At 58.0% G+C, this 12,670-nt stretch carries 9 protein-coding genes and 1 pseudogene; all 10 read left to right on the top strand.

Translation table 11 applies throughout. From position 1 onward, the window contains the following. Positions 1–16 precede the first annotated feature (16 nt). Positions 17–733 carry a succinate dehydrogenase iron-sulfur subunit gene (locus ACL2XQ_RS05930; RefSeq protein WP_410016046.1) on the top strand — a complete coding sequence of 239 codons (717 nt, stop codon included), beginning with the start codon at positions 17–19 and terminating at the stop codon, positions 731–733. 68 nt (positions 734–801) lie between these two features. Beyond that, entirely contained in the window at positions 802–3,609 is a 2,808-nt protein-coding gene (gene sucA / locus ACL2XQ_RS05935) for a 2-oxoglutarate dehydrogenase E1 component (protein WP_410016045.1), read from the top strand. Positions 3,610–3,624: 15 nt separating this feature from the next. After that, a complete protein-coding gene (odhB, locus tag ACL2XQ_RS05940; protein WP_410016044.1) occupies positions 3,625–4,860 on the top strand; it encodes a 2-oxoglutarate dehydrogenase complex dihydrolipoyllysine-residue succinyltransferase in 1,236 nt (411 codons plus the stop codon). Between the two features lie 149 nt (positions 4,861–5,009). Then, positions 5,010–6,176 carry an ADP-forming succinate--CoA ligase subunit beta gene (sucC, locus tag ACL2XQ_RS05945; protein WP_410016043.1) on the top strand — a complete coding sequence of 389 codons (1,167 nt, stop codon included), beginning with the start codon at positions 5,010–5,012 and terminating at the stop codon, positions 6,174–6,176. Beyond that, entirely contained in the window at positions 6,176–7,045 is an 870-nt protein-coding gene (gene sucD / locus ACL2XQ_RS05950) for a succinate--CoA ligase subunit alpha (RefSeq protein WP_410016042.1), read from the top strand. The genes sucC and sucD overlap by 1 nt, the downstream gene beginning before the upstream one ends. Before the next feature lie 954 nt (positions 7,046–7,999). Next, on the top strand, positions 8,000–8,569 hold the full coding sequence (locus ACL2XQ_RS05955; RefSeq protein ID WP_413740141.1) for a TetR/AcrR family transcriptional regulator: 570 nt from the start codon (positions 8,000–8,002) through the stop codon (positions 8,567–8,569). A gap of 757 nt (positions 8,570–9,326) precedes the next feature. Then, a complete protein-coding gene (gene cydA / locus ACL2XQ_RS05960) occupies positions 9,327–10,895 on the top strand; it encodes a cytochrome ubiquinol oxidase subunit I (RefSeq protein ID WP_410016040.1) in 1,569 nt (522 codons plus the stop codon). Positions 10,896–10,909: 14 nt separating this feature from the next. Then, a complete protein-coding gene (gene cydB / locus ACL2XQ_RS05965; protein WP_413740142.1) occupies positions 10,910–12,049 on the top strand; it encodes a cytochrome d ubiquinol oxidase subunit II in 1,140 nt (379 codons plus the stop codon). A 15-nt stretch (positions 12,050–12,064) separates the two neighbouring features. Beyond that, positions 12,065–12,163, top strand: a pseudogene (cydX, locus tag ACL2XQ_RS05970) (cytochrome bd-I oxidase subunit CydX); the annotation flags it as partial. Between the two features lie 44 nt (positions 12,164–12,207). Further along, positions 12,208–12,501, top strand: coding sequence for a cyd operon protein YbgE (gene ybgE / locus ACL2XQ_RS05975; protein ID WP_410016598.1), 294 nt, complete (start codon positions 12,208–12,210; stop codon positions 12,499–12,501). The last annotated feature ends 169 nt before the right edge of the window (positions 12,502–12,670 follow it).

Consider the following 12,670-nt stretch of genomic DNA (forward strand, 5'->3'; position numbering starts at 1 on the left):
GCAGAGGGCTTACGTAATGAAAGTTGAAATTTCGGTTTATCGCTATAATCCTGATGTCGACGACAAGCCGCGCATGCAGGACTACCAGCTGGATGTGGACGAAGGCCACGACATGATGGTGCTGGATGCGCTCATCCAGCTGAAGGAACAGGATCCGACCCTGGCGTTTCGCCGTTCCTGCCGCGAAGGAGTCTGCGGCTCCGACGGCGTGAACATGAACGGCAAGAACGGCCTGGCCTGCATCACCCCGCTGTCCGCCCTGCGCAAAGGCGATAAAAAAGTGATCATCCGTCCGCTGCCCGGGTTGCCGGTGGTGCGTGATTTGGTGGTGGACATGGGCCAGTTCTATGCCCAGTATGAGAAGATTAAACCTTACCTGTTGAATAACGGCAGGAATCCACCGGCCCGGGAGCATTTACAAACGCCGCAGGAGCGCGAAAAACTGGACGGATTATACGAATGTATTCTTTGTGCCTGTTGCTCGACCTCTTGTCCCTCCTACTGGTGGAACCCGGATAAATTTATCGGTCCGGCCGGCCTGCTGGCGTCCTACCGTTTCCTGATTGACAGTCGCGACACCGAAAGGGCGGCGCGGCTGGATGAATTGAACGATGCTTTCAGCGTATTCCGCTGCCACAGCATCATGAATTGTGTCAGCGTATGTCCCAAAGGACTGAACCCGACCAAAGCCATCGGGCATATCAAGAGCTTGCTGGTACAGCATAGCGCCTGATAGTAAAGGCAAATACGTTACATGTTAACCACGGCGAAAACTGAAGCTAACAAGCTTAAGGGATCATAATGCAGAACGGCGCAATGAAGGCCTGGCTGGATTCCTCCTACCTGGCGGGGGCGAACCAGTCCTACATAGAGCAGCTCTATGAAGATTTTTTAACGGATCCTGACTCCGTGGACGACAGCTGGAGTTCGATTTTTAAACAGCTGCCCACCGCCGGCGTCAGCCCCGATCAGCTTCACTCCAAAACCCGGGATTATTTCCGGCGCCTGGCTAAGGACGCAACCCGTTATGCGTCTTCGGTCAACGACCCGGACAATGACTCCAAACAGGTTAAAGTCCTGCAGCTTATCAATGCGTTCCGTTTCCGCGGCCACCAGCATGCCAACCTTGATCCGCTGGGATTATGGAAGCAGGAAACTGTGCCTGATTTAAATCCGGCTTTCCATAATCTGACGGAAGCCGATTTCCAGGAAACCTTCAACGTCGGTTCCTTTGCCATCGGCAAGGAAACCATGAAGCTGGCCGACCTGTATGACGCGCTGAAACGCACCTATTGCGGTTCCATCGGCGCCGAATATATGCATATTACCAATACCGAGGAGAAACGCTGGATCCAACAGCATATCGAATCGGTGGTGGGGCAGCCGAGTTTCGATCGCGACGAAAAGAAACGGTTCCTGAGCGAGCTGACGGCGGCCGAAGGCATCGAGCGCTATCTGGGCGCCAAATTCCCCGGCGCCAAACGTTTTTCCCTTGAGGGCGGCGACGCGCTGATCCCGATGCTGAAGGAAATGATCCGTTATGCCGGCAAGAACGGCACCCGGGAAGTGGTGCTGGGCATGGCCCATCGCGGCCGGCTGAATGTGCTGATCAACGTACTCGGCAAAAAGCCGCAGGACCTGTTCGACGAATTCGCCGGCAAGCATAAAGAACATTTGGGCACCGGCGACGTTAAGTATCACCAGGGTTTTTCTTCCGACATGGAGACCGAGGGCGGCATCGTCCATCTGGCCCTGGCATTCAACCCATCGCATCTGGAAATCGTCAGCCCGGTGGTGGGCGGTTCGGTGCGCGCGCGTATCGACCGGCTCGGCGAGCAAAGCAGCAAGATGGTGCTGCCGATAACCCTGCACGGGGATGCGGCCATCAGCGGGCAGGGCGTGGTGCAGGAAACCCTGAACATGTCCAAGGCGCGTGGCTATGACGTTGGCGGCACGGTGCGTATCGTGGTCAACAACCAGGTCGGCTTCACGACGTCCAATCCCCATGATGCCCGTTCCACCCAGTATTGCACCGATATCGCCAAGATGGTCCAGGCGCCGATTTTCCACGTCAACGCCGACGATCCCGAAGCGGTGGCGTTTGTGACCCGCGTGGCGCTGGATTTCCGCAATACCTTTCAGCGCGACGTGATGATTGATCTGGTGTGCTATCGCCGCCACGGCCATAACGAGGCGGACGAGCCCAGCGCCACGCAGCCGCTGATGTACCATAAGATCAAGAAACACCCGACGCCGCGTAAGATTTATGCCGATCGCCTGGAACGCGATCATGTCGCCACGCTGGAAGACGCGACCGAGATGGTGAATCTCTATCGCGACGCGCTCGACCGCGGCGAGTGCGTGGTAAAAGAGTGGCGGCCGATGAATATGCACTCCTTTACCTGGCAGCGCTTCCTCAATCACGACTGGGACGAAGCCTATCCCAGCGAAGTCGAGCCCAAACGCCTGCAGGAGCTGGCCCGCCGGATCAGTGAAGTGCCGGAAGGCGTGGAAATGCAGCCGCGGGTGGCCAAAATCTATAGCGATCGCGCCCTGATGGCCGCCGGCAGCAAGCCTTTCGACTGGGGCGGCGCCGAAACCCTGGCTTACGCCACTTTGGTCGATGAGGGCGTGCCGATCCGCCTGTCCGGCGAGGATACCGCGCGCGGCACCTTCTTCCATCGCCACGCGGTGGTGCATAACCAGAAAAACGGCTCCACCTATACGCCTTTGGCGCATGTGCACAACGGCCAGGGCACCTTCCGGGTATGGGACTCCGTGCTGTCGGAGGAAGCGGTGCTGGCGTTTGAGTACGGTTATGCCACCGCCGAGCCGCGCACCCTGGTGATCTGGGAAGCGCAGTTCGGCGATTTCGCCAACGGCGCCCAGGTGGTGATCGATCAATTCATCAGCTCCGGCGAGCAGAAATGGGGACGGATGTGCGGGCTGGTGATGCTGCTGCCCCATGGCTATGAAGGGCAGGGGCCGGAGCACTCCTCGGCCCGCCTGGAGCGCTATCTGCAGCTGTGCGCCGAACAGAATATGCAGGTCTGCGTCCCCTCCACGCCGGCGCAGATTTATCATATGCTACGGCGCCAGGCCCTGCGTAATATGCGTCGGCCGCTGATTGTGATGTCGCCGAAGTCGCTGCTGCGTCATCCTCTGGCCATCTCCTCGCTGGAGGATATGGCGTACGGCAGCTTCCTGCCCGCCATCGGCGAAATCGACGACCTGGATCCCCAGGGCGTCAAGCGCGTCGTGCTCTGTTCTGGTAAAGTTTATTATGATTTATTGGAGCAACGGCGCAAGAACGGGCAGCAGGATGTGGCCATCGTGCGTATCGAGCAGCTATACCCGTTCCCGCACCAGGCGGTGCGGGATGCGCTGCAACCTTTTGCCCATGTCCAGGACTTTATTTGGTGCCAGGAAGAGCCGCTTAATCAGGGCGCCTGGTATTGCAGCCACCATCATTTCCTTGAGGTGATTACTCCGGGTGCATCGCTACGTTACGCGGGACGCCCGGCTTCCGCCTCGCCGGCGGTTGGGTATTTGTCCGTGCACCAGACACAACAAAAAAATCTGGTCAATGACGCGCTGAACGTTAATTAAATATAAGGATAGATAATGAGTAGCGTAGATATTCTGGTTCCCGATCTTCCTGAATCGGTTGCCGATGCAACCGTCGCCACCTGGCATAAAAAGCCCGGCGATAGCGTCCAGCGTGACGAAGTGCTGGTGGAAATCGAAACCGACAAAGTGGTGCTGGAAGTTCCCGCGCCCGAGGCGGGCGTGCTGGATGCCCTGCTCGAGGATGAAGGCGCTACCGTCACCTCCCGCCAGGTGCTCGGACGCCTGCGTCCCGGCGACAGTTCCGGCCAGGAAACTTCGGAAAAAGCGCAGAGCAAGGAATCCACCCCGGCGCAGCGCTACACCGCCGGCCTGGAGGAAGAAAATAACGAAGCGCTGAGTCCGGCCATTCGCCGCCTGATCGCCGAACATGATTTGAAAGCCGATGAGATTAAAGGCAGCGGCGTCGGCGGGCGCATCACCCGCGAGGATGTGGACAAACACCTGGTCGCCAAAAAAGCCGAACCGGCTCCCGCCGCGGCGCCGGTTGCCAAGGCGCCGGCACCGGAGCCTGCGGTTGCCGGATTGGGCAACCGCAGCGAAAAACGCGTGCCGATGACCCGTTTGCGCAAACGGGTCGCCGAGCGGCTGCTGGAAGCCAAAAACAGCACCGCCATGTTGACCACCTTTAATGAGGTCAACATGAAGCCGATTATGGATCTGCGCAAGCAGTACGGCGATGGCTTTGAAAAACGCCACGGCATCCGCCTCGGGTTTATGTCCTTCTATATTAAAGCGGTGGTGGAAGCCCTGAAGCGCTTCCCGGAAGTTAACGCGTCCATCGACGGCGAAGACGTGGTCTACCATAACTACTTTGACGTCAGCATCGCGGTATCCACCCCGCGCGGGCTGGTCACGCCGGTATTGCGCGACGTGGACGCGCTGGGCATGGGCGATATTGAAAAAGCCATAAAGGAACTGGCGGTTAAGGGGCGCGACGGCAAGCTGAAAGTGGAAGAGCTGACCGGCGGCAACTTTACCATTACCAACGGCGGCGTATTCGGTTCGCTGATGTCCACGCCCATTATCAACCCGCCGCAAAGCGCCATCCTCGGGATGCATGCCATCAAGGATCGGCCGATGGCGGTGGGCGGCCAGGTGGTTATCCTGCCGATGATGTACCTGGCGCTGTCCTACGATCACCGTCTGATCGACGGCAAGGAATCGGTAAGTTTCCTGGTCACGGTCAAAGAGATGCTGGAAGACCCGACGCGCTTATTGCTTGATGTATAGCAATCGTCGGCCGCGGGCCGGGAAACCCCGGGCCGCGGCCGGCAGGTTGCCTGCGGGACGTAGCGCCAAGGCGCCTACGGAAAGCACCACTCGAGGGCGGCTGAAGTGCGCCGCCGCCGACACTCCCAGACGAAGATGGAAACAACATCATGAACTTACATGAATATCAGGCAAAACAGCTGTTTGCTCGGTATGGTCTGCCTGCCCCCACGGGTTTTGCGTGCACCACGCCACGGGAAGCGGAAGAATCCGCCTCCAAGATCGGCGCCGGTCCCTGGGTGGTAAAATGCCAGGTTCACGCCGGCGGCCGCGGCAAGTCCGGCGGCGTCAAGGTCGTTAACAGCAAGGAAGAAATCCGCGCCTTTGCCGAACACTGGCTGGGCAAACGCCTGGTGACCTATCAAACGGACGCCCTGGGCCAGCCCGTCCACCAAATCCTGGTGGAAGCGGCAACCGATATCGATAAGGAACTTTACCTGGGCGCGGTGGTTGATCGCGGTTCCCGGCGCGTGGTCTTTATGGCCTCCACCGAAGGCGGCGTGGAAATTGAAAAAGTCGCGGAAGAGACGCCGCACCTGATTCATAAGGTTTCCCTCGATCCCCTGACCGGCCCCCAGCCGTTCCAGGGCCGCGAGCTGGCGTTTAAGCTGGGCTTGTCGGGCAAGCAGGTCGGGCAGTTCACCAAAATCTTCATGGGCCTGGCCGCGCTGTTCCTGGAGCGGGACCTGGCGCTGGTGGAAATTAATCCGCTGGTTATCACCAAGGAAGGCAATCTGGTCTGCCTGGACGGCAAGCTGAGCGCCGACGGCAATGCCCTATTCCGCCAGCCGGAGCTGCGGGAAATGCGCGATAAGAGCCAGGAAGACGCCCGCGAGGCCCAGGCGGCGCAGTGGGAACTGAACTACGTGGCGCTCGACGGCAATATCGGCTGTATGGTGAACGGGGCCGGCCTGGCCATGGGCACCATGGATATTGTTAAACTGCACGGCGGTTCGCCGGCCAACTTCCTGGATGTGGGCGGCGGCGCCACCAAGGAACGCGTTACCGAGGCTTTTAAGATCATTTTGTCGGATGAAAACGTCAAAGCGGTGCTGGTGAATATTTTCGGCGGCATCGTGCGCTGCGATCTGATTGCCGAAGGCATTATCGGCGCGGTGGCGGATGTGGGCGTCAACGTGCCGGTGGTGGTGCGTCTGGAAGGCAACAACGCCGAGCTGGGTGCTAAAATCCTGGCCGAGAGCGGCCTGAATATCATTGCCGCCACCAGTCTGACCGACGCGGCACAACAAGCGGTTGCCGCGGTGGAGGGAAAATAATGTCCATTTTAATCGATAAAAATACCAAGGTTATCTGCCAGGGATTTACCGGCAGCCAGGGCACGTTTCACTCCGAGCAGGCGCTGGCCTACGGCACCAAGATGGTTGGCGGCGTCACGCCGGGCAAGGGCGGCACGGAGCATTTGGGCCTGCCGGTGTTCAATACCGTGCGTGAGGCCGTGGAAAAAACCGGCGCTACCGCCTCGGTTATCTATGTGCCCGCGCCGTTTTGTAAAGATTCCATTCTCGAGGCGGTGGACGCCGGCATTGAGCTGATTATCTGCATTACCGAGGGTATTCCGACCCTGGATATGCTGGTGGTGAAAGCCAAGCTGGAACAGAGCGGCTCACGGATGATTGGGCCGAACTGCCCGGGCGTTATCACCCCCGGCGCATGCAAGATTGGTATTATGCCCGGCCATATCCATAAACCGGGCCGGGTCGGTATTGTGTCGCGTTCCGGCACCCTGACGTATGAAGCGGTGAAACAGACCACCGATACCGGGCTGGGGCAGTCCAGCTGCGTGGGTATCGGCGGCGATCCGATCCCCGGCTCGAGCTTTATCGATATCCTGAAATTGTTCGAACAGGATCCGCAGACCGAGGCGATTGTGATGATCGGGGAAATCGGCGGCAGCGCGGAAGAAGAAGCCGCCGCCTATATCAAGGATCATGTCACTAAACCGGTGGTGGGGTATATTGCGGGCGTTACCGCGCCCAAAGGCAAGCGTATGGGGCATGCCGGGGCGATTATCGCCGGCGGCAAGGGCACGGCGGACGAGAAATTCGCCGCGCTGGAAGCGGCCGGGGTAAAAACCGTGCGCAGCCTGGCGGAGATTGGCACCGCGCTGAAAACCCTGTTGTCATAAGTGCGCCGCGCCCGTTGACACTTTTGTTTGGGATCGGTGTTGGCGGGCCTGGCATGCCATGGGGCGCCCGGTCGGGCGGGAAAAGCACGCCCGATTCGACCCCATTGGCACACTCTCCCTTGAACATGTTTGCTTGAGGCTCGGTGGTGGCGGGCATACCCTGCCATGGGGCGCTCGGTCGGGCGGAAACACCACGCCCGATTCGACCCCATTGGCACGCTCTCCCTTTAACACGCCGCGTTGAGATCGATGTTGGCGGGCATACCGTGCCATGGGGCGCCCGGTCGGGCGGAAACACCACGCCCGATTCGACCCCATTGGCACGCTCTCCCTTTAACACGCCGCGTTGAGATCGATGTTGGCGGGCATACCGTGCCATGGGGCGCCCGGTCGGGCGGAAACACCACGCCCGATTCGACCCCATTGGCACGCTCTCCCTTTAACACGCCGCGTTGAGATCGATGTTGGCGGGCATACCGTGCCATGGGGCACTCGGTCGGGCGGGAAAAGCACGCCCGATTCGACCCCATTGGCACGCTCTCCCTTTAACACGCCGCGTTGAGATCGATGTTGGCGGGCATACCGTGCCATGGGGCGCCCGGTCGGGCGGAAACACCACGCCCGATTCGACCCCATTGGCACGCTCTCCCTTTAACACGCCGCGTTGAGATCGATGTTGGCGGGCATACCGTGCCATGGGGCGCCCGGTCGGGCGGGAAAAGCACGCCCGATTCGACCCCATTGGCACGTTCTCCCTTTAACATGCCGCGTTGAGATCGGTGTTGGCGGGCATACCGTGCCATGGGGCGCCCGGTCGGGCGGGAAAAGCACGCTCGATTCGACCCCATTGGCACGCTCTCCCTTGAACACGTCTGCTTTAGGCGCGGCGTTGCCGGGCCTGGCGCGCTATGGAACTAATTGAACTGGTCGGTTCAGTTAGGCATAATGGGTGCCATGGGCAGACAAAAAAAATTCAGTCGTGAGGGTGTGCTGGATAAGGTGATCCCCGTCTTCTGGCGGCACGGCTTCGCCGGTACCACCCTGGCGCATCTCGAAAAGGCGAGCGGGGTGAATAAATCCGGCCTTTACGCCGAGTTCAGGGATAAGGACGACCTGTTCCTGGCGTGTCTGCGCCACTATATCGATCGGCGCGCCGTGCATGCGGCCTTAAGCGCCCGCCCCCAGGGCTGGGGCAATATCGAGGCGTTTTTGCGATTGTCCTGCGGCTCCCCGGAGCCTCAGGATAGCGTTTGCCCGCAAGGTTGTCTGGCGGTTAACTCCATGCGTGAATTCGCGCTGTTGCCGGCCGGCGCCATCGACATCATTACGCAACTGCGTGAAACGATACGCCCGCTGCTGGTGGAGAATATCAGGGCGGAGGAGACGCGCACCGACGCGGAGATCCTGGCGGAAATGGTGTCGGTATTTTTTTCGGGTCTGTGCATTGAGCAGAACCTGCAACGGGGGTTTGCCGATACCGACCGTAAAATAAGGCGGTTTATGCAGGCGCTGCGTACATTGTAGGCGGCTTTTATCCGCCGTTTCACGCCCGATCGCCGGATCGAGGTGCACAACCTCCTCGCCGTTTCCCGCCGCCCGCCGTGCAGCATGATGCATTAGCCGTATCATCGTATTGGCGCCCTCGCCCGAAGCATCTGTCACTTCCTTTTTTTATTCGTCGCCTCATCACATTTATTGCAAATTAAATTCATCATTATCATAGCGCGCTTCTATTGCATGATTAGGCCATCCAATAATGCTAACGTAACAAATAAAAAATATCCCTTGGGTTTTATTTTCTTTTAACTTAATTTCGCGATCTTATTAATTACAGTTTTTTAACATTAACGCTTTTATAGAATAAATAAATAACAATATTTAACATACGTGGTGAAAAATTGCGATAAATCAATGATTTTTGATGGCGTTTTATGTTCAAATCAGGATAACTTGCGCTGGCGCAATTTTACTGCCGATGTCGGGTAAGGCCGGATTTGATCGAGAGGTGATTTCCTAACCTGCATCACGAAAAAAGGTATTTATCCTGAGTAAGTAGAGGGGTACTATATGGTTGGTTTAAATCCGGTTAGTGCGTTTCATTAAAATCCGTCGTCGGTTTACCGCTTAGACGCCTGGGCGTTGTTTTTTGGCCGGCCGAACCGATTGTCGGGAACAATTATAAACTCTTTATTATTCACCGCGGGTTGTTGCGTCGCTTTGTTTCGCCAGGGCGCCAGATTACCGCACGTGGGAACCATCCTGCGAGGAGCAAGGAGTCAACATGTTTGATGTCGTCGAACTGTCACGGTTACAGTTTGCCCTAACGGCGATGTACCATTTCCTGTTTGTCCCACTCACCCTGGGGCTGGCGTTTTTATTAGCCATCATGGAAACGGTGTACGTCCTGTCCGGCAAAAAAATCTATAAAGATATGACTAAATTCTGGGGCAAGTTGTTTGGTATCAACTTTGCCTTGGGGGTAGCCACCGGGCTGACCATGGAGTTCCAGTTCGGAACCAACTGGTCGTATTTTTCCCACTACGTCGGCGACATTTTTGGTGCTCCGCTGGCCATCGAAGGATTAATGGCCTTCTTCCTGGAGTCCACCTTTGTCGGCCTGTTCTTCTTCGGCTGGGATCGCCTGAGCAAAACGCAGCATCTGACGGTTACCTGGATGGTGGCGTTAGGTTCCAACCTGTCCGCACTGTGGATACTGGTGGCCAACGGCTGGATGCAAAATCCTATCGCGTCGGATTTCAACTATGAAACCATGCGTATGGAAATGGTCAGCTTCGCCGATCTGGTGCTCAATCCGGTGGCGCAGGTAAAATTCGTGCATACCGTGGCCGCGGGCTACTGTACCGGCGCCATGTTTGTCCTCGGCATCAGTTCCTATTACCTGCTTAAAGGCCGGGATATCGCCTTCGCCAAACGGTCTTACGCCATCGCGGCGGCGTTCGGCATGGCGGCGGTGTTGTCGGTTATCGTGCTGGGTGATGAATCCGGCTATGAAATGGGCGACGTGCAAAAAACCAAACTGGCGGCCATCGAGGCGGAATGGGAAACACAGCCGGCACCGGCCGCGTTTACCCTGTTTGGCATTCCCGATCAGACCATCCAGCGCAATAACTTCTCCATCCAGATCCCTTTTGCCCTGGGCATTATCGCGACCCGTTCGACGGATCGCCAGGTGACCGGCATCAAGGATCTGATGGTGCAGCATCAGATCCGTATCCGCAACGGCATGAAAGCCTATGAGCTGTTGCAGCAGCTGCGCGGCGGCCATGCCGATCCGGCGGCGCGCGCCCAGTTCAACGCGATAAAACAGGATCTGGGCTATGGCCTGCTGCTGAAACGCTATACGGATGACATCCCCAACGCGACCGAAGAGCAGATCCAGAGCGCCACCAACGACTCTATCCCGCGCGTGGCGCCGCTGTACTTCTCCTTCCGCATCATGGTGCTGGGCGGCGTGCTGATGCTTCTTATCATCACCATGTCCTTTTGGAGCGTGGTGCGTAACCGTATCGGTCAACGGCCGTGGCTGCACCGCGCCGCGCTGTACGGCATTCCCATTCCCTGGATCGCCATCGAAGCCGGCTGGTTTGTCGCGGAGTACGGCCGCCAGCCCTGGGCTATCGGCGAAATACTGCCGACCGCGGTGGCCAATTCCAGCCTGACCGCCGGCGATATCCTGTTCTCCATGGGGCTTATCTGCGGACTCTATACCCTGTTCCTGGTGGCCGAAATGTATTTGATGTTCAAATATGCGCGCCTGGGGCCTAGCAGCCTGCATACCGGCCGCTATCATTTCGAGCAGCCGACGCTCGCCACGCAGAAAGTCTATTAACAGGAGCCTACGCCATGTTTGACTATGAAGTATTACGCTTAATCTGGTGGGCGCTCATCGGTGTCCTGCTGATAGGCTTTGCCGTAACCGACGGTTTCGATATGGGCGTCGGCATGCTGATGCCCCTCCTTGGCCGAACGGATAACGAACGCCGGGTGATGATCAATACCATTGCCCCGCACTGGGAAGGCAACCAGGTCTGGCTGGTCACCGCCGGGGGGGCGCTGTTCGCCGCCTGGCCGATGGTGTACGCCGCGGCGTTTTCCGGCTTTTATATCGCCATGATCCTGGTGCTGGCTTCGCTGTTTTTCCGCCCGGTGGGTTTTGATTACCGTTCCAAGATAGAAGATCCGCGCTGGCGCGGCATGTGGGACTGGGGCATCTTTATCGGCAGTTTCGTGCCGCCGGTGGTGATCGGCGTCGCCTTCGGCAACCTGCTGCAGGGCGTACCTTTCCACGTGGATGAATACCTGCGCCTGTTTTATACCGGCAATTTCTTTCAATTGCTGAACCCCTTCGGTTTGCTGGCGGGCATTGTCAGCCTGGCGATGTTTATCGGCATGGGGGCGACCTATCTGCAAATGCGCGTCAGCGGCGATCTGCTGGTGCGGGTGCGTACCGTCGCGCAAATCAGCAGCCTGGTATCCATGGTGGCATTCCTGCTGGGCGGCGTGTGGCTGGTTAACGGCATCGACGGTTTTACCATCACTTCGGTCATCGATACCAACGCCGTGTCCAATCCGCTGAATAAAACCGTCGCGCACCAAGCCGGCGCGTGGCTGGCGAATTATCACAGCTTCCCGCTACTCTGGGCGATTCCCGCGCTGGGCGTATTATTGCCGCTGCTGACCTTGCTGTTTTCCCGGCTCGGCAAAGGCGCATGGGCGTTTATTTTCTCGTCGCTGACCGTGGCGTGCATCATCCTGACCGCGGGGGTTACCCTGTTTCCGTTTATCATGCCGTCGAGCACCATGCCGGAAGCCAGCCTGACGGTATGGGACGCCACCTCGAGCCTGCTAACGCTGAAGGTCATGACCATCGTCGCCGTTATCTTTGTGCCGATTGTGCTGCTGTATACCATCTGGTGTTATTACAAGATGTATGGCCGCATTACCAAAGAGCATATCGAACAAAACGCGCATACGCTGTACTGAGGAAGGAGCTGAAAAATGTGGTATTTTGCCTGGATATTAGGAACGCTGCTTGCCTGCGCCTTCGGTATTATTACGGCCCTCGCGCTGGAGCATCATGAAGATAGCCAGCCGGGCGTCGTCGGGTCCGACGGTGAGCGGGTAGAGAACGACCTGAAGTGATCAGGTCCGTTACCGATTTCCTCTACCGCCTGACCGACAGCAGCCCGTTGCGGCTGCTGTCGCTTATCATGGCGCTGGCGCTTGCCGGCTGCGTCTTCTGGATGCCGGCGCGTTTTGCCTCCACCACCAGTTCGCTCACCGCCTGGCATAATCTGTTGATTGTCTGGGCGGTATGCGCAGGCGTTATCCACGGCGTGGGTTTTCGCGCGCGCCGATGGGGATGGCGGCTGGCGTTTTTGCCGCTGGCGGCGATAGTGGTGCTGGCCATCGCGCTGGGTTATTTATTTCTCTAAACAGCCAAGCGAAACAACGCTGTTTTATGAGCGTTGTTTCAGCGACCGCATTTCACCGCACAGCCTTTGCGAATAAAGCCCGTCGCCGCAATAGGTTATTTCACTATTCCCGCATTTCATTAACACAACGGGTATAATGCCGGGTCCTTTTGTCAGCACTTGCGCTATA

The organism is Sodalis sp. RH14 (assembly GCF_047324285.1).
Taxonomy (GTDB): Bacteria; Pseudomonadota; Gammaproteobacteria; order Enterobacterales; family Enterobacteriaceae; genus Acerihabitans.

Bases quoted from the DNA above. Each gene is read 5' to 3' on its own strand.
- sucA (WP_410016045.1), top strand. From the start codon at position 802: ATGCAGAACGGCGCAATGAAGGCCTGGCTGGATTCCTCCTACCTGGCG.
- odhB (WP_410016044.1), top strand. From the start codon at position 3,625: ATGAGTAGCGTAGATATTCTGGTTCCCGATCTTCCTGAATCGGTTGCC.
- ACL2XQ_RS05930 (WP_410016046.1), top strand. From the start codon at position 17: ATGAAAGTTGAAATTTCGGTTTATCGCTATAATCCTGATGTCGACGAC.
- ACL2XQ_RS05955 (WP_413740141.1), top strand. From the start codon at position 8,000: ATGGGCAGACAAAAAAAATTCAGTCGTGAGGGTGTGCTGGATAAGGTG.
- cydB (WP_413740142.1), top strand. From the start codon at position 10,910: ATGTTTGACTATGAAGTATTACGCTTAATCTGGTGGGCGCTCATCGGT.
- sucC (WP_410016043.1), top strand. From the start codon at position 5,010: ATGAACTTACATGAATATCAGGCAAAACAGCTGTTTGCTCGGTATGGT.
- sucD (WP_410016042.1), top strand. From the start codon at position 6,176: ATGTCCATTTTAATCGATAAAAATACCAAGGTTATCTGCCAGGGATTT.
- cydA (WP_410016040.1), top strand. From the start codon at position 9,327: ATGTTTGATGTCGTCGAACTGTCACGGTTACAGTTTGCCCTAACGGCG.